Origin of the sequence: Actinomycetospora aurantiaca (assembly GCF_037401875.1) — a bacterium.
Classification (GTDB): Bacteria; Actinomycetota; Actinomycetes; order Mycobacteriales; family Pseudonocardiaceae; genus Actinomycetospora; species Actinomycetospora aurantiaca.
This window is the reverse complement of the sequence record NZ_JBBEGN010000021.1, coordinates 35,019-54,228: the sequence shown is the minus strand read 5'-3', so window position 1 is coordinate 54,228 and position 19,210 is coordinate 35,019. Positions and strand designations below refer to the sequence as shown.

Below are 19,210 nucleotides of genomic sequence, written 5' to 3'. Positions count from 1 at the left end.
CGCTACTCCACGAGGGCCTGCGTGCCGAGCACGATCGCGAGCTCCAGGCGTTCCGCGTCCTCGGTCCCCGGGTCGGCGGTGTAGACCATGATCCGCACGTCGTCGGTGGCCACGACGAGCGTGTCGCAGTCGAGCGTGACCGGCCCGACCGCCGGGTGGTCGATCGTCTTGCGCTTCGACTGCTCGCCCGTCGGGTCGGGCAGGTCGGCGTCCCACAGCTCGACGAAGCGCGGGCTGTGCGCCGCGAGCTGCTCGACCAGGTGACGCAGGAAGCGGTCGGCGGGGTAGCGGCTCGCGGTCATCCGCAGCGCCGCGACGACCATCTCCTCGAACGCCGCCTCGCCGTCGACGGAGTACACGACCCGCCCGCCCGGGCCGACGAAGTGCCGCCACAGCGCGTTGCGCTCGAGCCCCTGCCAGGCCGTCGTGTCGCCCATGAGTGCGTCGTAGGGCGCGTTCGCGACGAGCAGCGTCAGCGCCGCGTCGAAGACCGCGACGGGGGTGTGCTCGAGCCGGTCGAGCAGCCGCTGCACGCTGCGGGTGATCCGTGCGGGGACGACGTCGCGGCCCGGGGTGGCGTGCCCGGCGAGCGAGAACAACAGGTCGCGCTCCGCGTCGGACAGTCGCAGCGCCCGCGCCAACGCCTCCACGACCTGGGCCGACGGCGAGGTCGCCCGGCCCTGCTCGAGCCGGGTCAGGTAGTCGGCCGAGATACCCGCGATCCCGGCGAGCTCCTCGCGGCGCAGCCCGGCGGCCCGTCGCCGCTGCCCGGCCGGCAGACCCGCCGTCGCGGGCTCCAGCCGATCGCGCCAGCGGCGCAGCGTGCGCCCGAACTCCGAGGTCATGGCGCCCAGGATGCGCGTCGGCGGGTGGCACTGTCCTGGTCCTGGTGGTCCCACCACCGATTCCGGGTGGACCGCGGCGCCTAAGCTGGACGGGTGCTCAAGGAGAGGCTACGCAGCGACCTGACGACGGCCATGAAGGCCCGCGACCAGACGCGGGTCGCGACCCTGCGGATGGCGCTGACCGCGGTCGCGAACGCCGAGACCGCCGGCACGGAGCACCGCGACCTGTCCGACGACGAGGTCATGGACGTCCTCGTGCGCGAGACCAAGAAGCGCCGCGAGTCCGCCGAGGCGTTCGACGGCGCCGGACGGTCGGAGCTGGCCGAGCGCGAGCGCGCCGAGGAGCAGGTCCTCGCCGGGTACCTGCCGCAGCCGATCACCGACGACGAGCTCGCCGCGCTCGTCGCGGCCGCGATCACCGAGACCGGCGCGGACTCGATGCGGGCGATGGGCCAGGTGATGAAGGTCGTCCAGCCCCAGGTCGGGTCGCGGGCGGACGGCAAGCGGGTCTCGACCGAGGTGAAGCGTCAGCTCTCTTCCTGACGGCGGGCCGGTGCGAGCTCGCCGAGGTGCCACACCGGCCCGGTGAGGAACCAGATGCCGGTGATCAGGCCGAGCCGGGGGAACCAGTCGGTCAGCGCCGCGACCTGGGCGCCCGGTCCCGCCAGGAGGATCACCAGGCCGATCCCGGCGGCGGCGATCGCGCCCGCGAGCAGCCACCGGGCGAAGGTGCGCCACTCGTGGACCGCGCGCTCGCGACCGTGCCGCGGGACCTTCTCCGGGCGCGGCGCACCCGCCCAGCGGTGTGCTGCGTGCCCGTCGGCCCACCGGATGACCGAGTGCCCGAACGCGACCGAGAACCCGACGTACACCGCGGCCAGCCCGTGCACGAAGGTCGCCGCACCGCCCGCGCGGACGTCGACCACGGCCGTCGTCAGGATGGCCAGGTCCACCAGGACGGTGCATCCGAGCAGGGCCATCCCGAGGCGCGGGGCGCGCAGCAGGTAGCGGACGGCGAGGCCGCCGACCAGGAACACCCAGAACGCGACCTCGCCCGCCACGATGGCGAGGGTGGCCGGTGAGGTCAGCAGGTCCGTCGTCATGGGTCGAGCGTGCGTCGGCGGGGGAGCCGGGCGCGTCGGCCCGAGGTCGCGTCCGACGTGGTCCCTTCGACCGATGCCGGCGCGGTCCGGATCGTGGTCCGATGGCCGCATGATCCGGACCGTCCGGGACGTCCTGCCCCGCCCGTGGTGGTGGGACGCCGGGATCGCGCTGCTCACGGTGGCCGTGGGCATCGCGTCGATGTCCCTCGTCCCGGTCCGGTTCGCGGTCGACGTGCCGCCGGCGGCGCCGTGGGTCCGGCTCGCGCTGGTCGCGGCGGTGGCGGCGCCGCAGCTCCTGCGCACCCGGCGCCCCGGGCTCGCGCTGGTGCTCGTGGTCCCGCTCGCCGCCGCGGACATCGCCGCCGGGTTCTCCCCGGCGTCGGCGCTGGCGCTGTGGGACCTGCTCTACTGCGCGGTCCTGCACGGCTCGGCCGCCGTCAGCCGCCGGACGCAGCGCGCCGGTCCGGCGCTGTACGCCCTCGCGCTCGCCGGACTGGCTCTCTCCGGGGCGTCGACGGCGCTCCTGGTCGCGTCCGCGTTCACCGGGGCGGGTCTGCTGCTCCTGCCGGTGTGGTGGGCCGCGGAGGTCCGACGGCCCACGCGGGAGGCGCTCGCGCAGCGGGAGGCGGCCGAGCAGGCGGCGCGGATCGCCGCGCTCGACCGGCGGGCGGCGGTGGCCGACGAGCGCGCCCGGATCGCCCGCGAGCTGCACGACTCCGTCGCCGGGCACCTCGCCGCGATCGCGCTGCAGTCGCAGGCCGCGCTGCGCACCCCCGCGCCTGCCGCCCGGGAGCGGGTGCTGGGGTCGGTGCGGGAGAACAGCGTGCGCGCACTCGAGGAGATGCGCGCGCTGATCGGGGTGCTGCGGACCGGCCCGGGCGGGGAGACGGGGGAGCCGGCGTCGACCGCTCCACGGCTCGCCGACCTGCCGGCCCTCGTCGAGTCCGCCCGGGCCGGCGGGCTCGAGGTGGAGGTCGACGGGGTGCCGGTGGACGACGTCCCCGGACCGGTCGACCTCACCGCGTACCGGATCGTGCAGGAGGCCCTCACGAACGTCTCGGTGCACGCGCCGGGCGCGTCGGTCCGGGTTGCGGTGGGCCGCGAGGGCGGCACGGTGCTGCTCCTCGAGGTGATCAACTCGCTGGCGGACGGCGCGGCCGGGGCCCGCGAGCACGTGGGCGCCGGGAGCGGGGTGGAGGGCATGCGCGTGCGCGCCGCAGCGGTCGGCGGGGAGCTGGAGGCCGGCCGACACGACGACCGGTGGCGGGTGGCGGCCCGCCTCCCGCTCGACGGGGGAGCACCGTGATCCGGGTGCTGGTGGCCGACGACCACGACGCCGTCCGGACCGGGCTGGTGATGATCCTCGACGCCGCGGACGGGATCGAGGTGGTCGGCGAGGCCGCGGACGGCGCGGCCGCGGTGCGGCGGGCGCGGGAGCTGCGCCCCGACGTCGTGCTCATGGACGTGCGGATGCCGGGGACGGACGGGATCTCCGCCACCGCCGAGCTGGTCGGCGACCGGGTCTGCCGCGTCCTCGTGCTGACGACGTTCGACCTCGACGAGTACCTGTTCGCGGCGCTGCGGGCGGGCGCCGCGGGGTTCCTGCTGAAGTCGGCGGACGCGGACGCCCTGGTCGACGCGGTCCGCGGAGTGGCCGCCGGCGACGGGGCCCTCGCTCCCGGCGTCACCCGGCGGGTGATCGACGCGGTCGCCGCGGGCGCCCCCGCGGACCGACCGCCGGGACTGGACGACCTGACCGAGCGGGAGCGCGAGGTGTTCGGCCTGCTGGGTGAGGGGCTGTCGAACGCCGGGATCGGCGCCCGGCTGCACCTCTCCGAGGCGACGGTGAAGACCCACGTCTCCCGCGTGCTGACCAAGCTCGACCTGCGCTCGCGCACCCAGGCGGCGGTCCGCGCGGCCCGGCTGTAGGTCAGACGGGGACCAGCCGACGGCGGGTCCGGTCCGGCTCGGCGCGGTACCAGGCGAGGGTCGCGGCGATCCCGTCGTCCCAGGGGGTCGGCGTCGTCGGGAAGGTCGCCCGGAAGGCGGCGTCGTCGACGAGGAACGGCTGGCTGAACTGGTAGAGCAGCTGCGCGCCCTCCCGCGCCACGGGGGAGACCAGCCGCAGCGCCGCGACCATCGCCGGGGTGATCCGCCCGAGCCGCACCGGGTGTCCGGCGTGCGCGGCGAGCCGGGCGACGAACTCGCGGCCGGTGCTCGCCGGCGGCACCGGGGTGTGCCAGACGCGTCCGGTGGCGCCGGTGGGGGCGAGGGCGAGGTCGACCAGGGCGGCGCCGACGTCCGGGGCGTAGCCCGCGGTCATCGGGAGGTCCGGGTCGCCCGGCCAGCGGGCGGTGCCCCCGCGCAGGGCGGCGGCGAACAGGCCGGCGCCGAGCAGCGACTCCACGCCCGGTCCCCACAGCTCCGGCGCCCGGCCGATCACGACCTGCACCTGTCCGCGCGCGTGCGCGGCCAGCACCATCTCCGCGAGCCAGGCCCGGAGCACGCCCTTCTCCGAGACCGGCCGGACGGGGGTGTCCTCGCGCATCGGGCCGTCCACGCGCCCGTACATCCACGTGTCGTCCGCGAACACCAGGCGCGCCCCTGCGGCCCCCGCGGCGGCGAGCAGGGCGCGCGTCGCCTCCGGGAACGCCGCACGCCAGGACGCGAAGGGCGGGTTGACGCAGTGGTACACCGCGGTGGCGCCGGCGCACGCCCGCGTCATCGCCGCGGCGTCCGTCGCGTCCGCGGCGACGTTCTCCGCGTCGGCGATCCCGGGGGCGCGGCGCGAGACGGCCCGCACCGGCAGCCCGCGGCGGACGAGCTCGGCGCACACCGCGCGGCCGATGCCGCCGGAGGCCCCCACGACGACGTGGCGGCCCATCACCGGGCTCCCGCCGGGGTGCGTTCCGCGGGCGTCCGCCCGGCGTCGAGGAGCCGCTCGAGGGCGGCCGGAGCGGCCTCGTCGGGCAGGGCCGCGACGAGCGCGTCCCGGGCGGCGACGGCCAGGGGCGACCGCAGGCCCGCCACCCGTCCCGCGCTCCGCGAGCGGCGGGCCAGGGCGCGGGCGGTGCGGGCGCGACGGTGCTCGTACCGGTCCAGGCCGGTGCCGTCGGGGCGGGCCTCGTCGGCGAGCACGACGGCGTCCAGGAACGCCTGGCTCGCGCCCTGCCCCAGGTTCGGGGTCATCGCGTGGGCGGCGTCGCCGAGCAGCGCGACCCGGCCGCGGTGCCACGACGGCGGCGGGCGGAGGTCGGCGAGCTCGTGCACCGCGACGGTGCCCGCGGCGGTCCGCGCTCCGGTGAGGATCCGGGGGACCGGGTCGTGCCACCCCGCGAAGCGGTGCGGCAGCCAGGCGAGGGGATCGGTGAGGGCCCGGTCCGGGATCTCCGCGGTGCGGACCACGGCGTAGAGGTAGGTGCGCCCGCCGGGCAGGGGCGCGAGGCCGAGGTAGTCGCCGCGGCCCCAGCTCTCGCCCCCGGTCGCGAGACGGTGGTGGGCCACCAGCCGGAACGCCGTGTGCCCGGTCGGGCGGGGGACGGCCGCGGGCCAGGCCGCGGTGCGCACGGTGCTGCGCAGGCCGTCGGCGGCGACCACCAGGTCCGCGGGCAGGGCGCGGCCCCGGGCGTCGTGCACGACCGCCGGCTCGGACGCCGATCCGTGCTCGACGGCGAGGACACCGGTGTCGGTCTCGACCACGGGACCGGCGGCCCGCAGCAGGTCGTGGAGCACCGGGCGGTCGAGGACGACGATGCCGTCGCCCTGCCGTCTCCGCAGCGCCGCCGCGTCGGTCCGGGCGAGCCAGCGTCCCCGCGCGTCGCGGATCCCGCCGTCCCCCTCGACGGTGCCGGCCGCGCGCACGGCGTCACCGAGGCCGAGCCGGTCGAGGGCACGCAGCCCGTTCGGCCACAGTGCGATCCCGGCGCCCACCTCCCCGGCCCGCTCCCGGCGCTCCAGCACCGTCACGTCCCACCCCTGCCGGGCCAGGGCGACGGCCGTCGCCGACCCGCCCAGTCCCGCTCCCACGACGATCGCCCGTGCCATGACCCCGCGCCTCCTCTACATCTGTAGTAGGTCGGTACTCTACGGCTGTAGAGGGGCGTGGGGAAGGGGTGGGAGATGGAACGACGGGACGTGCTCGCCGAGGCCGCCATCGAGGTCCTCGCGACGGCGGGGACCCGCGGGCTGACGCACCGTGCGGTCGACGCGACGGCCGGTCTCGCCGAGGGGACGAGCTCGTACTACTTCCGCACCCGTGCCGCCCTGCTGCAGGCCTGCGTGGACCGGCTGGCGACGGACTCCGTGACCCGCACGGCCCGCACGGGCGGGCCGGCCGCGGGGGTGGACGCCCTGGTCGACGCGGCCTGCGCCCACCTGGAGCGGGTCCTCGGCCCGGACCGCCACCGGCTCGTGGCCCGCCTGGAGCTCTCCCTGGAGTCGACCCGCCGTCCGGAACTCGAGGCGGCCCTGGTGGCGGCGGGCGCGCGGGTCCGCAGCGCGGTGGCGGCCGGGCTCGCGGCGCTGGGCGTGGCCGACCCGGACCGTGCCGCGGCCGATCTCGTGGCCTGCCTCGACGGGCTGGCGTTCGACCAGGTCGCGGGCGCGGGCCGGGCGGCGCGCGACGCCGACGGCCGCCGTCGGGCGGTGGCGGCGGTGGTGGCCGCCTTCGCGACCGTCAGCTGACCGCCTGCACGAACAGCACCACCGCGAGCACGAGGCCGGCCACGGCGATCCCGACCCGCAGGACCGCGGGCGGCAGCCGGCGGGCGATCGCCGGACCGGCGTAGTTCCCCACGAACAACCCGATCAGCAACGGCACCGCGGCGCTCCAGACGACGGTGCCGAACACGATGAAGCCGATCGCCGCGACCGCGTTGGAGGCGCCGAGCAGCACGTTCTTCACCGCGTTCACCCGCACGAGGCTGTCGGCGAGCAGGTGGGAGAGCAGCGCCAGCATGAGCACGCCCGCGGCGGCGCCGAAGTACCCGGAGTAGACGCCGATCAGGATGGTGCCGACGACCGTGAGCGGCCCGGGCCGCCCGTCGCGCCGCCCCTCGCCCGGCGGTGCCGCCCGCGGCGGGCGCAGCAGCACGACGGAGGCGAACGCGACCAGGAACGGCACGATCAGCGCGAACGTCTCCGACGGGGTGACCAGGACCAGCGCGCCGCCGACGACGCCGCCGAGCACCGTGAGCGGGATCAGGCGGAGCACCCGGTCGCGCTGACCTCGCAGCTCGGGCCGCGACGAAGCGATCGACCCGGCGCTCGAGACCGCCAGCGCGATCGTGTTGGTCTGGTTCGCGACGACGGGTGGCAGGCCGGCGGCCAGCAGGGCCGGGTAGGAGAAGAGCGAGGCGAGCCCGGCCATCGACCCGGAGAGCCCGGCGGCGACCCCGGCCAGCACGAGCAGGGCGGCGGTGGTCACCGTGTGATCAGATCACGGGGTGGGAGACGCAGCGGAGCGGAGCTCGACCGGGCGGGTGGGAGACGCTGCGCCGATCCGGGACGTCGAGGTGACCGGGACGATCCGGCTGGGCCAGTTCCTCAAGCTCGCGGGCCTGGTGGAGCATGGTGCGGACGCCAAGGACGTGGTCGCGTCCGGCGAGGTCGTCGTGAACGGCCGGGCGGAGACGCGACGGGGCCGTCAGCTCGCGGGCGGGGACGTCGTGGCGTTCGCGGGCGCACGGGCCCGGGTGACGATGCCGGAGGTCTGACTGCTCCGTCCGGACCTCTCCGGACGGTGGGGTTTCCGCGACGGTCCGGTTGGGTGCAACGGAACCCGGGAGCCGACGTCCCGGCGAACCGGGTGGAACGACGACGACCCCCGGATTCCGCCGAGATGAGCCCTGCCGAGAGGTCGAAGGCAGGGCCGTCGCCCAGCTTAGTGCCCCTCCGGCCGGAGGGGTGACGAGGTCCGGCTCGGACCACCGGAACGGCCGAACCCCCTCGATCGGAGGAAGCCTCGGTCGTGCGTAGGCCTAACGCGTTAGTCCGTCTGCGCCGTCGTCGGTCATCTGTCGCCAACACGATCGGCACGCGGTCACCGACCGCCACCCTGCGCCGTACCTTAGGGTGAGCGGGTGTTCGGGGCGGTCCCGACGAGTCACGACGAGTAGCGGGAGTGGGTGCGCACCGTGACCGACGACGAGGACACGGGGCGGCGGTCCCGGCCCCGCCGGAGTCCGCGGGTCGGCCGGACCGGCGCCCGGTTCCCCCGCGCCCCGCAGGCCGCCCCGGAGGAGCCGGACCGGGCCCCGGAGTCGCCGGCCGTCCCGGCGCCCACCGAGCCCGGCGACCCGATGATCGGCCGGACGGGCGCCCGCTTCGGGTCGCACGCCCGCCGCACCCGCCGGGAGAACGACCTCCGGGCCGCCGAGGACGCCGTCGTCCCGGTCCAGGCCCCGCCACGGCCGCGGGCCGACCCCTCCGACCCCTCCGACCCCTCGGCCCCCCGTCCCGACGACTCGGCCACCGCCCCGCTGCACCTGGCCGAGCTCCGGAACCGGGTGGAGGGCTACGAGTCGCGGGTGTCGGTGCGCCCCTACGTCCGCACGCGCGGCCGCACCCGCGCCCGGGCGGACCTGCGCGTCGAGACCCTCGTCTCGCTGCCCAGCCCCCGCCCGGCGCTGGACGACCCCGAGCACGTCGCCATCGGGGACCTGTGCGACGGCGCGCCCCGCTCGGTCGCCGAGGTCGCGGCCCTGCTGCGGGTCCCGCTCGGCGTGGCGCGGGTGCTCATCGGCGACATGGCCGACCAGGGGTCGGTCACCATCCACCCGACCGCCGCGAGCTCGTCGTCGGGACCGGGCCCCGACCGCGCCGTGATGGCGCGGGTCCTGCAGGGTCTGCACCGCCTCTAGGACACCGTCCATCCGTGCCGATCGGCCGGGTCTGGACGACACTGGGCCCATGACGACGGTGTCGGGCACGCGACTGACCGGATACGCCCACGGCGGCGGCTGCGCCTGCAAGATCCCGCCGGGCGAGCTGGAGTCGTTCGTCCGCACCCTCGCGCCGGCCCCGACCGCCGAGCGCGTCGGCGAGCTCGTCGTCGGGCTCGAGGACGGTGACGACGCCGCCGCGGTGACGATCCGCGACGGGCTCGCGCTGATCGCGACGACGGACTTCTTCACCCCCGTCGTCGACGACCCGTACGACTGGGGCCGCATCGCCGCCGCCAACGCGCTCTCGGACGTGTACGCGATGGGCGGGCGGCCCGTCGTCGCGCTGAACCTGCTGTGCTGGCCCCGCGACGTGCTGCCCTACGAGATGGCGGCCGAGGTGCTGCGCGGGGGACTGGCGGTGGCCGACGAGGCGGGCTGCCACGTGGCCGGCGGGCACTCCGTGGACGACCCGGAGCCGAAGTACGGCATGGCCGTCACCGGCACCGCCGACCCCGCCCGCCTGATCCGCAACGACGCCGGGCGGGCCGGGCTGCCGCTCACGCTCACCAAGCCGCTGGGGCTGGGCGTGCTCAACAACCGGCACAAGGTCACCGGCGAGGTGGACGCGGCCGCCGTCGCGGCCATGACCACGCTCAACGCCGCCGCCTCCCGCGCCGCGGTGGACGCGGGGATCGTCGCCGGCACGGACGTCACCGGCTTCGGCCTGCTCGGCCACGCCTACAAGCTGGCCCGTGCCTCCGGGGTGACCGCGGTGATCGACGCCGCGGCCGTGCCCTACCTGGACGGGGCCCGCGAGGCGGTGCGGGACGGCTTCGTCCCCGGCGGGTCCCGGCGCAACCTGGACTGGGTCGCGCCCGAGTCCGACCTGGACGCCGCGTCCGAGGCCGACCGCATCCTGCTCGCGGACGCGCAGACCTCGGGCGGCCTGCTGCTGGTCGGCGAGATCCCGGGCCACCCGGTGATCGGGGAGCTGGTTCCCGACGACGGGGTGCGCCTGCGGGTGCGCTGACCTACGGGGAGGTCTGCTCCCACAGGTCCTGCGCGGCCTCGTGCACGTCGGCGACCGGCACGTCGTGGGTGGCCGACTCCTGGTGGCCGCACCAGCCCTCGAGCACCCGCCGCCCGCACACCCGGCAGCCGCCGTGCCACGACACGAGCACGCGGTGCCAGACCCGGGTGAGCGGCGCGACGTCGGCGAGGTTCGCGTAGGTGAAGACCGCGACGGTCGGGGTGCCGACGGCGCCCGCGACGTGGCGGGGGCCGGAGTCGTTGCCGATCATCAGGCGTGACCGGGCGAGCAGCCCCACCAGACCGGGCAGGCCGAGCCCGCCGACCGTGGTCTCCGGCTCGTGGCCCCGGACGGCCGCGTAGCCGCGCGCCACCGCGGCGACGCGGTCGCTCTCGGACGCGCCGCCGACCACGACCACCCGCGCCCCCTCGAGTCCGGCCGCGACGGCGCCCAACCGCTCCTCCGGGTAGCAGCGGCGGGCGTCGGTCGCCCCGGGGTGCACGACGACCAGCGGGTCGTCGGTCTCGGGCACGACGGCCCGCGAGGCCGCCAGGTCGGCCTCGGTCACCGCGATCCGCGGCTCGATCCGGGGGGTCCGCGCCCCGACCGCCGCCGCCAGCTCGTTCCAGCGCAGCGTGTCGTGCTGGTACGGGGTGTAGGGCACCCACCGGTCGAGCCGGGGCGCGCCCGGCGCGGCCGTCCCCGCCGTCACGCGGGCCCCGAGGCGCGCCACCAGCGGGTTGGAGTTGCCGCCCCCGCCGTGCATCTGGATCGCGAGGTCGTAGCCGTGGGCCCGCTGCCGGGCCGCCCAGGCCTCGACCACCTCCGCGGGCGCGTCCGGGCCCGGGCCCACGCGCACCCCGGGGACCGGCGGCACCGTCACGACCCGGTCGACGGGGGAGGGGCGCCCGGCGAGCAGCGCCTCGTGGTGCGGCTGGCCCAGCAGCGTGATCTCGGCGTCGGGGTAGGCGGCGCGCACCGCCGCGAGGGCCGGCTCGGCGACGACCAGGTCGCCCAGACCGTTGGCGCGCAGGATCGCGAGCCGGCGCACGTCCGGCACGAGCGGGGCGGGGTCGGCGGGCACACCCAGGGCCGGACCCGCGACGGGGGAGGTCACCACGGCACTCACGCCGCGGTGGTGCCCGCGTCGCGGCCACCGGCACCCGTCCGGACGCCCGGTGGCTGCTCCGGCGCGCCGACCGGTGCGAGATCACCTACCGCGGGTGGCGGCCGCCACCTACCGTCGGGCGCGTGAGCACACCTGCAGAGGACCGGGCCGCCGTCGTCACCGGATCGGCCAGCGGCATCGGCCGCGCCGTGGTCGAGCGCCTCGTCGCGGACGGCTGGCAGGTCCTGGGCGTCGACCTGGAGGCGGCCGACGACCTGAAGGGCGCGGAGACCCTGGGCGCCGACCTGACCACCCGGGAGGGCAACCGGGCGGCCGTCGACACCGCGCTGGAGGCGTTCGGGCGCATCGACCTGGTCGTCCCCAACGCCGGCTTCCAGCACGTGTCGCCGGTCGCCGACTTCCCCGAGGACCGCTGGGACGCCCTGCTCCAGATCCTGCTCACCAGCCCGTTCCTGCTGGCCAAGTACGCGTGGCCATCGCTCGTCGAGGCCCCGCGCGGCGGACGCTTCGTCCCGATCGCCTCGGCGCACGCGCTGGCCGCGAGCCCGTACAAGGCGGGCTACGTCTCGGCGAAGCACGGCGTGCTGGGCCTGGTGAAGACGCTGGCGCTGGAGGGGGCCGCGCAGGGCGTCACCGCCGCGGCCGTCTGCCCGGGCTACGTGCGCACCCCGCTCGTCGAGAAGCAGATCGCCGACCAGGCCAAGGCGCACGGCATCAGCGAGGACCGCGTCATCGAGGAGGTCATCCTCACCCCGCACGCGGTCAAGCGGCTGATCGAGCCGAGCGAGGTCGCCGACGTCGTCGCGTTCCTCACCACGCCGGCGGGCGCCACGTTCACCGGCGTGCCGGTGACGATGGACATGGGATGGACCGCGCGCTGACAGACTGGCCCCCGTGACGCTCCGGGAGATCGCGGCCGAACGCTGGCTGACGGTGCCGAACCTGCTGTCGGTGATCCGCCTGGCCGGCGTGCCGGTGTTCCTGTGGCTGCTGCTCGGGCCGCAGGCCGACGGCTGGGCGTTGGTCGTCCTCGTGATCTCGGGGGTCACCGACTGGCTCGACGGCAAGCTCGCCCGCTGGTTGGACCAGTACTCCAAGCTCGGCGAGGCCCTCGACCCGCTGGCCGACCGGCTCTACACCCTCGCGGCGCTGGTCGCCTTCGTGATCCGCGACATCGTGCCGTGGTGGGTGGTGCTGCTCATCGTGGGCCGGGACGTCGTGGTCTCCGCGGCGCTGCCGCTGCTGCGCCGCAAGGGCTACCTGGCGTTCCCGGTGCTCTACCTCGGCAAGGCGGCCACGCTGTGCCTGCTCTACGCCTTCCCGCTGCTGCTGCTCGCGCAGATGGACTGGCCCGGCGCCGACGCCGCCCGCCCGTTCGCCTACGCGTTCACGGCCTGGGGGATCGCGCTGCACCTGTACTCCGGGGCGCTCTACGTGGTCCAGCTGGCCCGGACGCCCGCACGCTAGGGTGCCACGGCCCGGAGCAACTGATCATCATCAGCAGGGAGTCGACGTGGTCCCGGAGGGTCTGCAGTACACGGCGGAGCACGAGTGGATCGCCCCGGCCGGGGACGACGGCGTCGTGCGGGTGGGGATCACCGACTACGCCCAGGAACAGCTCGGCGACGTCGTGTTCGTCCAGCTGCCCGGGGTCGGCGACACGGTCTCGTCCGGGGACTCGATCGCCGAGGTCGAGTCCACGAAGTCGGTCTCGGAGATCTACGCCCCGCTGGCGGGGGAGATCACCGCGGTCAACGAGGGCCTGGCCGACGCCCCGGAGCAGGTCAACTCGGACCCGTACGGGTCCGGCTGGATGTTCGAGCTGCGCCTCTCGGACGCCGGGGAGCGCTCCGAGCTGCTGGACGCCGAGGGCTACCAGGCGGTCATCGACGGGTCCTGAGCGGACCGGAGACCGAGCGTGACCGATCCGGTCACGGCGCGTTGACATCAGTAGTGACCGGCGAAGCGGGACCGACCCACGGCGTGATGGTGACGCACGGTACCGTGACCACGGCCTCGTCCTCACGGCCCCGACCGGGGCCCGCGAGGGGGGCTCGGCCGGGTGACGCACCCGAGTGAGGGTCCCCCAGGGGACTGGTACGACCAGCGGCAGGCGAGCATCGACGGAGGAGCACGGTGAGCACAGGCGGTCCGGTCCCCCCCGAGCGTCAGGGTGAGACGACGTCGGTCTTCCGGGCCGATTTCCTCGCCGAGCCCGGCGAGGAGCCCCGCGGCGGCGTCTCCGGCGTCGACTCGCTGCCCGCCGGCTCCGCCCTGCTGGTCGTCAAGCGCGGTCCCAACGCCGGGTCGCGCTTCCTGCTCGACCGCGACACCACCAGCGCCGGGCGGCACCCCGACAGCGACATCTTCCTCGACGACGTCACGGTCTCCCGGCGTCACGCGGAGTTCCGCCGCGACGGCGCCGAGTTCGTCGTCGTCGACGTCGGCAGCCTGAACGGCACCTACGTCAACCGGGAGCCGGTCGACACGGCCGTGCTCGCCAACGGCGACGAGGTGCAGATCGGCAAGTTCCGTCTCGTCTTCCTCACCGGGCCGCGGGACGCCGGCTCGGCCGGACAGGGCGCCGAGCACTCGTGATCGTGGCGAGCGCAGCGACGGGGGTGAGATGACGGCGGCAGGGCTGCCCCAGGGCGACTCCCGGGGCACGCTGTCGATCGGGGCGGTCCTCGACGCTCTGCGGGGCGACTTCCCCGAGATCACGATCTCCAAGATCCGGTTCCTCGAGTCCGAGGGCCTGATCTCGCCCGCCCGCACCCCGAGCGGGTACCGCCAGTTCGCGCACGCCGACATCCGCCGGCTGCGGTTCGTGCTCTCCGCGCAGCGCGACCACTACCTCCCGCTCAAGGTCATCCGGGCGAAGCTCGAGGAGTTCGACGCCTCGCCGACGCCGGACGGGCCGCTGCTCACCGCCCCGCCCGACGTGGCCGGCCCGGCCGACCTCGCGGGCCCGCAGCCCGGCGGTCCCGGCGGGAGCGGGGGATCCGGCGGTGGCTCCGGCGGGGGGTCCGACGACGGCCGCCGGCTGGGCACCGTGCCGCGGCCACGCTCGCTGAGCGCGGTCGGGTCGGCGGGGTCGCTCCTGCCGTCCGACGACGACCCCGACCGGGCGCTCGGCGGCGCCACCCCGGGCGACGGCGTCGACCGGGAGACCGTGCTGGCCGAGGACGGCGTCGACGAGGCGTTGCTGACCTCGCTGGAGCACCACGGGATCCTGCGTCCCGACGTGTCCGGGCGCTACGAGCCGGAGGCCCCGGTGATCGCCCGGACCGCCGCGGCGCTCTCGGCCCTCGGGGTGGAGCCGCGGCTGCTGCGCGGCCTGCGGGCGGGCGCGGACCGCGAGGTCGGCCTGCTCACCCAGCTCGTCACGCCGGTCGCCCGCAGCCGCGCTCCCGAGGCCGCGCGGCGCGCCCACGACCTCTCCGGCGAGCTGGCGACCCTCTCCGGGCGGCTGCACGCCCTGCTGGTCGGTTCCGGCCTGCGCCACGGCCTGCGTCGCTGATCGTCACCGGTCCTCGGCAGCGCCGTCTCGCCACCGCCCCGGGAGGCCCCGGAGCGTGTAGCGTTCCTCCCCGTCGACGGGGTCGCACTGCTACCCGGTGCGCCTCATTCGATCTTCGGAGTTCACGGTGCGTCTTCACGTGCCACGGCCGAACGGGAGGCGAGACGCATGAGTGAGATGCGTGTCGTGGGCGTCAGGGTCGAACTGCCTGCGAACCAGCCGATCCTCCTCCTGCGGGAGTCCGACGGGGACCGCTACCTGCCGATCTGGATCGGGTCGGTGGAGGCCACCGCGATCGCCCTCGAGCAGCAGGGTGTGAAGCCCGCGCGCCCGCTGACGCACGACCTGCTGAAGGACGTCCTGGGCGCGCTGGACCGGCGCCTCGAGCAGGTCCGGATCACCGACCTGCAGGAGGGCACGTTCTACGCGGAGCTGGTCTTCGACGGCGACGTCCGCGTGTCCGCCCGCCCGAGCGACTCGGTCGCGCTCGCACTGCGGGTCGGCGTCCCGATCCACGCCGAGGAGGGCGTGCTCTCGGAGGCGGGGCTCGTCATCCCCGACGAGCAGGAGGACGAGGTCGAGAAGTTCCGCGAGTTCCTCGACACGGTCTCGCCGGAGGACTTCGCCGGGACCTGATCGTGGCCGACGGCGCGTCGGGGACGACGCGCCGTTCGTCTCACCGTGAAGTTCAGGTCCAGAGTTGGCCGCGCGTCGCGTTGACCCCCGTGGACGCCCCTCGTACGGTCGTCTGACCAGGGCCGGACAGCCGGTCGACGGGGTCGAGGAGGCAAGTGTGGCGGGAGCCGGAGAGCGGCCCGAGCAGGGTGCCTCGTTGCAGCCGCTGGGTCCCGCGGGGGAGCAGGGCTCCCTGTTCCCCGACGAGCTCTTCGGTGAGGGCCCGAACGACGACGTCCTGGGGTACCGCGGCCCGGCCGCGTGCCAGATCGTCGGGATCACCTACCGGCAGCTCGACTACTGGGCCCGCACCAAGCTCGTCGTGCCCAGCATCCGCACCGCGACCGGTTCCGGGTCGCAGCGGCTGTACTCGTTCAAGGACCTCGCGGTGCTCAAGGTGGTCAAGAACCTCCTGGACACCGGCGTCTCGCTGAACAACATCCGCACCGCCGTCGAGCAGCTGCGCCGCCACGGCGTGCGGGACCTCGCGCGCATCACGCTGTTCTCCGACGGGGTCACCGTGTACGAGTGCACCTCGCCCGAGGAGGTCGTCGACCTGCTGCAGGGCGGTCAGGGCGTCTTCGGGATCGCCGTCGGCGGGGCGATGCGGGAGCTGTCCGGCTCGATCGCCCACTTCCCGGCCGAGCGGGCGGGGGCCGGCGCGGCCGTCGTCGACCACACGCCGGAGGACGAGCTGGCCTCCCGCCGCAACCGCGGCGCGCGCTCGGCGGGCTGACACACCCGGGGCATCGCGGTAGGGTTCCCGACGTTGGTCGTCCACCCCGCGCGGGAGAGACCTGCAGTCAGAAGCCTCTGGACGCAGGCGCCGAAGGAGCAACTCCTCCCCGGAATCTCTCAGGCATCCGGTACCGCACGGGTCAGACCACCTCTGGAAAGCGGTGGACCCCGCCAGGGATGACGGAGTCCGCCCGCCGATGGTGCAAGCCGGCCCGACGACGTCGGGAGAGGTCCGGTGAAGCTCTCAGGCGCCCGCGCACGATGAAGCGGGCAGTGGCAGAGGGGGAGGGATCCCGGTGCGCCCGCCGAGGCGCGCTCCGGGAGGACCCTGACCGCAGCATGCCGGGAGGCCCCGCGTGAGCCCCAGCAGTGACCGTCTGTCCCTCGCCGCCCTCGAACACGGCCGGCCGTTCTCCGAGCGCCACATCGGCCCCGACGCCGGCGAGCTCGCCCGGATGCTGGAGACCATCGGTGTCGGGTCGCTGGAGGAGCTCGCAGACGCCGCGATGCCCACCTCGATCCGCAGCGACCCCGCCGACTGGGAGGGGGAGCGGACGCCCGGCAGTGTCGACAGCGCACCGCCGCCCGCGGCGACCGAGGCCGAGGTGCTCGACGAGCTGCGCGCCCTCGCCGGCTCGAACACCATGCTGGTGCCGATGCTCGGGCTGGGCTACCACGGCACGATCACCCCGCCGGTGATCCGCCGCAACGTCCTCGAGGACCCGGCCTGGTACACCGCCTACACGCCGTACCAGCCCGAGATCAGCCAGGGCCGACTCGAGGCGCTGCTGAACTTCCAGACCGTCGTCTGCGACCTCACCGGCCTCGACGTCGCCGGCGCGTCGATGCTGGACGAGTCCACCGCGGCCGTCGAGGCGATGATGCTGCTGCGTCGCGTCGTGAAGAACCGGGGCGACCGGTTCCTCGTCGACGCCGACACGCTGCCGCAGACGGTCGCCGTGCTGCGCACCCGGGCGGATTCGCTCGGCATCGCGATCGAGCTGGTCGACGCGACCTCGGAGCTCCCGGAGGGCGACTTCTTCGGACTCCTCCTGGCCGCCCCCGGGGCGTCCGGCGCCCTGCGCGACCACACCGACGTCATCGCCGCCGCCCACGAGCGCGGCGCCCAGGTCGTCGTCGCCTGCGACCTGCTCGCGGCGACCCTGGTCACCCCGCCCGGCGAGCAGGGCGCCGACGTGGCCGTCGGCTCGTCGCAGCGCTTCGGCGTGCCGCTGGGCTTCGGCGGCCCGCACGCCGGATTCCTCGCGGTCCGCCAGCAGCTCGCCCGCCAGCTGCCCGGCCGCCTCGTCGGGACCTCGATCGACGCCGACGGGCAGCCCGCGCACCGGCTCGCGCTCCAGACCCGCGAGCAGCACATCCGCCGCGACAAGGCCACCAGCAACATCTGCACCGCCCAGGTGCTGCTCGCCGTGATCGCCTCGATGTACGCGGTGCACCACGGGCCGTCCGGGCTCGCGGGCATCGCGCGCCGGACCCACCGGATGACCGCGGTGCTGGCCGCCGGGCTGGTGAAGGGCGGCGTCGAGGTGGTCCACCGGGACTTCTTCGACACCGTGCTCGCCCGCGTGCCCGGGCGGGCCGCGGAGGTGACCGGGGCCTGCCGTGCCGAGGGGCTGCTCGTCCGCGAGATCGACGCCGACCACGTCGGCGTCTCCTGCTCCGAGGTGACCACCCGCGAGCACCTGGCCGCGACCTGGCGGGCCTTCGGGGTGGGCGAGCTCGAGGTCGCCGACCTGGACGCCGCGACCAAGGACGCCGTGCCGGCCGCGCTCGTCCGCACCTCGCGCTACCTGACCAACCCGGTGTTCCACCGGCACCGCAGCGAGACCGCGCTGCTGCGCTACCTGCGCACGCTCTCGGACAAGGACGTGGCGCTGGACCGGAGCATGATCCCGCTGGGGTCGTGCACGATGAAGCTCAACGCGACCGCGGAGATGGAGCCGATCACCTACCCCGGCTTCGGGAACCTGCACCCGTTCGCGCCGGAGTCGGACGCGCCCGGGATGATGAAGGTCATCCGCGACCTCGAGGCGTGGCTGGTGCACCTCACCGGCTACCACGCGGTGTCGCTGCAGCCCAACGCCGGCTCGCAGGGCGAGCTCGCGGGCCTGCTGGCGATCCGCGCCTACCACCACTCCCGCGGCGACACCCACCGCGACGTCTGCGTCATCCCCGCCTCCGCGCACGGCACGAACGCCGCGTCGGCGATCTCGGCGGGCATGCGGGTCAAGGTCGTGAGGACCACGGAGCGCGGCGACGTCGACGTCGAGGACCTGCACCGCGTGATCGGCGAGGTCGGGGACGCGCTGTCCGCGATCATGATCACCTACCCGTCGACGCACGGCGTCTACGAGCCGCACGTGCGCAAGGTGCTGGCCGCGGTGCACGACGCCGGCGGCCAGGTCTACGTGGACGGCGCGAACCTCAACGCGCTGGTCGGGCTCGCCCGGCCGGGCCGCTTCGGTGCGGACGTCAGCCACCTGAACCTGCACAAGACCTTCTGCATCCCGCACGGGGGCGGCGGACCCGGCGTCGGGCCGATCGGCGTGGCCGAGCACCTCGCCCCGTTCCTGCCCAACCACCCGGCCCAGCCCTCCGCGGGCCCGGAGACCGGGGTCGGGCCCGTGGCCGGCGCGCCGTGGGGCTCGGCGTCGATCCTGCCGATCTCGTGGGCCTACGTCCGCCTGATGGGGGTCGACGGGCTGCGGCGCGCGACGCTGACCGCGGTGGCCGCCGCGAACTACGTGGCGGCCCGGCTGCGCGACTCGTTCCCGGTGCTCTACACCGGCCCGGGCGGCTTCGTCGCCCACGAGTGCATCCTCGACCTGCGGCCCCTGACGAAGTCCTCGGGCGTCACCGTCGACGACGTCGCCAAGCGTCTGGCCGACTACGGCTTCCACGCGCCGACGATGTCGTTCCCGGTCGCGGGCACGCTCATGGTGGAGCCCACGGAGTCCGAGGACCTCGCCGAAATCGACCGGTTCTGCGAGGCCATGATCGCGATCCGGGCCGAAGCGGCGCGCGTCGAGTCGGGGGAGTGGCCGGCCGACGACAACCCGCTCGTGCACGCCCCCTTCACGGCCCGCTCGGTGCTCGTCGGCGAGTGGACGCACCCGTTCACCCGTGAGGAGGCGGCGTTCCCGGCGGCGGGTCGGGCCGAGAAGATCTGGGTCCCGGTCCGGCGCATCGACTCCGCGCACGGCGACCGGAACCTCGTCTGCTCCTGCCCGCCGCTGGAGGAGCTGGCGGAGGCGTAGTCCCACAC

Annotated in this window: 21 protein-coding genes and 1 riboswitch; of the genes, 15 read left to right on the top strand and 6 right to left on the bottom strand. The window is 75.5% G+C overall.

Annotated features, from left to right (window positions below):
• Positions 1–2: 2 nt before the first annotated feature.
• Positions 3–845, bottom strand: coding sequence for a helix-turn-helix transcriptional regulator (locus tag WCD74_RS26480; RefSeq protein WP_337697899.1), 843 nt, complete (start codon positions 843–845; stop codon positions 3–5).
• Positions 846–938: 93 nt separating this feature from the next.
• Between WCD74_RS26480 and WCD74_RS26475 the strand changes: the two genes are divergently transcribed.
• The gene (locus WCD74_RS26475; RefSeq protein WP_337697898.1) at positions 939–1,388 is read left to right on the top strand and encodes a GatB/YqeY domain-containing protein; all 450 of its coding nucleotides are present in this window, start codon (positions 939–941) and stop codon (positions 1,386–1,388) included.
• On the opposite strand, the gene WCD74_RS26470 is transcribed toward WCD74_RS26475, so the two are convergent.
• Positions 1,373–1,948, bottom strand: a complete 576-nt coding sequence (locus tag WCD74_RS26470) for a hypothetical protein (RefSeq protein WP_337697897.1) — start codon at positions 1,946–1,948, stop codon at positions 1,373–1,375. The two genes, WCD74_RS26475 and WCD74_RS26470, sit on opposite strands and share 16 nt — an antisense overlap.
• 109 nt (positions 1,949–2,057) lie before the next feature.
• On the opposite strand from WCD74_RS26470, the gene WCD74_RS26465 reads away from it, so the two are divergent.
• Both WCD74_RS26465 and WCD74_RS26460 read left to right on the top strand, forming a co-directional pair.
• Positions 2,058–3,254 carry a sensor histidine kinase gene (locus WCD74_RS26465; protein WP_337697896.1) on the top strand — a complete coding sequence of 399 codons (1,197 nt, stop codon included), beginning with the start codon at positions 2,058–2,060 and terminating at the stop codon, positions 3,252–3,254.
• Positions 3,251–3,877 (top strand): response regulator, encoded by a 627-nt coding sequence (locus tag WCD74_RS26460; protein WP_337697895.1) that lies wholly within the window; start codon positions 3,251–3,253, stop codon positions 3,875–3,877. Before WCD74_RS26465 ends, WCD74_RS26460 begins: the two co-directional genes overlap by 4 nt.
• Position 3,878: 1 nt before the next feature.
• Here the strand turns inward: WCD74_RS26460 and WCD74_RS26455 are convergent, their stop codons facing one another.
• Together WCD74_RS26455 and WCD74_RS26450 are read right to left on the bottom strand one after the other, a co-directional pair.
• On the bottom strand, positions 3,879–4,832 hold the full coding sequence (locus WCD74_RS26455) for an NAD-dependent epimerase/dehydratase family protein (protein WP_337697894.1): 954 nt from the start codon (positions 4,830–4,832) through the stop codon (positions 3,879–3,881).
• Positions 4,832–5,992, bottom strand: a complete 1,161-nt coding sequence (locus tag WCD74_RS26450) for an FAD-dependent monooxygenase (RefSeq protein ID WP_337697893.1) — start codon at positions 5,990–5,992, stop codon at positions 4,832–4,834. Before WCD74_RS26450 ends, WCD74_RS26455 begins: the two co-directional genes overlap by 1 nt.
• Positions 5,993–6,067: 75 nt before the next feature.
• Here WCD74_RS26450 and WCD74_RS26445 point away from each other — a divergent pair, with 75 nt between their 5' ends.
• Positions 6,068–6,631, top strand: coding sequence for a TetR/AcrR family transcriptional regulator (locus WCD74_RS26445; RefSeq protein WP_337697892.1), 564 nt, complete (start codon positions 6,068–6,070; stop codon positions 6,629–6,631).
• Here the strand turns inward: WCD74_RS26445 and WCD74_RS26440 are convergent.
• Entirely contained in the window at positions 6,624–7,373 is a 750-nt protein-coding gene (locus WCD74_RS26440; protein WP_337697891.1) for a sulfite exporter TauE/SafE family protein, read from the bottom strand. The genes WCD74_RS26445 and WCD74_RS26440 overlap by 8 nt on opposite strands.
• An 88-nt stretch (positions 7,374–7,461) precedes the next feature.
• Between WCD74_RS26440 and WCD74_RS26435 the strand changes: the two genes are divergently transcribed.
• The 3 genes from WCD74_RS26435 (at position 7,462) to selD (ending at position 9,862) form a co-directional block, all read left to right on the top strand.
• The gene (locus WCD74_RS26435) at positions 7,462–7,662 is read left to right on the top strand and encodes an RNA-binding S4 domain-containing protein (protein ID WP_337697890.1); all 201 of its coding nucleotides are present in this window, start codon (positions 7,462–7,464) and stop codon (positions 7,660–7,662) included.
• 420 nt (positions 7,663–8,082) lie between these two features.
• Positions 8,083–8,808, top strand: a complete 726-nt coding sequence (locus tag WCD74_RS26430) for a DUF742 domain-containing protein (RefSeq protein WP_337697889.1) — start codon at positions 8,083–8,085, stop codon at positions 8,806–8,808.
• Positions 8,809–8,857: 49 nt separating this feature from the next.
• Entirely contained in the window at positions 8,858–9,862 is a 1,005-nt protein-coding gene (gene selD / locus WCD74_RS26425) for a selenide, water dikinase SelD (RefSeq protein WP_337697888.1), read from the top strand.
• Between the two features lies 1 nt (position 9,863).
• Here the strand turns inward: selD and WCD74_RS26420 are convergent, their stop codons facing one another.
• Positions 9,864–10,991: a glycosyltransferase family 9 protein gene (locus WCD74_RS26420; RefSeq protein ID WP_337697887.1), complete on the bottom strand. Its 1,128-nt coding sequence runs from the start codon at positions 10,989–10,991 to the stop codon at positions 9,864–9,866.
• A 122-nt stretch (positions 10,992–11,113) separates the two neighbouring features.
• On the opposite strand from WCD74_RS26420, the gene WCD74_RS26415 reads away from it, so the two are divergent.
• The 8 genes from WCD74_RS26415 (at position 11,114) to gcvP (ending at position 19,202) form a co-directional block, all read left to right on the top strand.
• Positions 11,114–11,872, top strand: coding sequence for an SDR family oxidoreductase (locus WCD74_RS26415; protein WP_337697886.1), 759 nt, complete (start codon positions 11,114–11,116; stop codon positions 11,870–11,872).
• A 13-nt stretch (positions 11,873–11,885) separates the two neighbouring features.
• Positions 11,886–12,458, top strand: a complete 573-nt coding sequence (clsA, locus tag WCD74_RS26410) for a cardiolipin synthase ClsA (RefSeq protein WP_337697885.1) — start codon at positions 11,886–11,888, stop codon at positions 12,456–12,458.
• Between the two features lie 46 nt (positions 12,459–12,504).
• A complete protein-coding gene (gene gcvH / locus WCD74_RS26405; RefSeq protein WP_337697884.1) occupies positions 12,505–12,891 on the top strand; it encodes a glycine cleavage system protein GcvH in 387 nt (128 codons plus the stop codon).
• 236 nt (positions 12,892–13,127) lie between these two features.
• Positions 13,128–13,589, top strand: a complete 462-nt coding sequence (garA, locus tag WCD74_RS26400) for a glycogen accumulation regulator GarA (RefSeq protein WP_337697883.1) — start codon at positions 13,128–13,130, stop codon at positions 13,587–13,589.
• A gap of 28 nt (positions 13,590–13,617) precedes the next feature.
• Positions 13,618–14,511, top strand: a complete 894-nt coding sequence (locus WCD74_RS26395; protein WP_337697882.1) for a MerR family transcriptional regulator — start codon at positions 13,618–13,620, stop codon at positions 14,509–14,511.
• 168 nt (positions 14,512–14,679) lie between these two features.
• The gene (locus WCD74_RS26390) at positions 14,680–15,147 is read left to right on the top strand and encodes a bifunctional nuclease family protein (protein ID WP_026204493.1); all 468 of its coding nucleotides are present in this window, start codon (positions 14,680–14,682) and stop codon (positions 15,145–15,147) included.
• A 157-nt stretch (positions 15,148–15,304) separates the two neighbouring features.
• Positions 15,305–15,922, top strand: coding sequence for a MerR family transcriptional regulator (locus WCD74_RS26385; RefSeq protein WP_373696139.1), 618 nt, complete (start codon positions 15,305–15,307; stop codon positions 15,920–15,922).
• Between the two features lie 41 nt (positions 15,923–15,963).
• Positions 15,964–16,068, top strand: a riboswitch (glycine riboswitch).
• A 212-nt stretch (positions 16,069–16,280) separates the two neighbouring features.
• Positions 16,281–19,202: an aminomethyl-transferring glycine dehydrogenase gene (gene gcvP / locus WCD74_RS26380; RefSeq protein ID WP_337697881.1), complete on the top strand. Its 2,922-nt coding sequence runs from the start codon at positions 16,281–16,283 to the stop codon at positions 19,200–19,202.
• Positions 19,203–19,210: the final 8 nt, after the last annotated feature.

What these genes read in the sequence shown, in the direction of transcription:
- WCD74_RS26480 (WP_337697899.1), bottom strand. Translation starts at nt 845, where the DNA reads ATGACCTCGGAGTTCGGGCGCACGCTGCGCCGCTGGCGCGATCGGCTG.
- WCD74_RS26470 (WP_337697897.1), bottom strand. Translation starts at nt 1,948, where the DNA reads ATGACGACGGACCTGCTGACCTCACCGGCCACCCTCGCCATCGTGGCG.
- WCD74_RS26465 (WP_337697896.1), top strand. Translation starts at nt 2,058, where the DNA reads ATGATCCGGACCGTCCGGGACGTCCTGCCCCGCCCGTGGTGGTGGGAC.
- WCD74_RS26455 (WP_337697894.1), bottom strand. Translation starts at nt 4,832, where the DNA reads ATGGGCCGCCACGTCGTCGTGGGGGCCTCCGGCGGCATCGGCCGCGCG.
- WCD74_RS26450 (WP_337697893.1), bottom strand. Translation starts at nt 5,992, where the DNA reads ATGGCACGGGCGATCGTCGTGGGAGCGGGACTGGGCGGGTCGGCGACG.
- WCD74_RS26445 (WP_337697892.1), top strand. Translation starts at nt 6,068, where the DNA reads ATGGAACGACGGGACGTGCTCGCCGAGGCCGCCATCGAGGTCCTCGCG.
- selD (WP_337697888.1), top strand. Translation starts at nt 8,858, where the DNA reads ATGACGACGGTGTCGGGCACGCGACTGACCGGATACGCCCACGGCGGC.
- WCD74_RS26395 (WP_337697882.1), top strand. Translation starts at nt 13,618, where the DNA reads ATGACGGCGGCAGGGCTGCCCCAGGGCGACTCCCGGGGCACGCTGTCG.
- WCD74_RS26390 (WP_026204493.1), top strand. Translation starts at nt 14,680, where the DNA reads ATGAGTGAGATGCGTGTCGTGGGCGTCAGGGTCGAACTGCCTGCGAAC.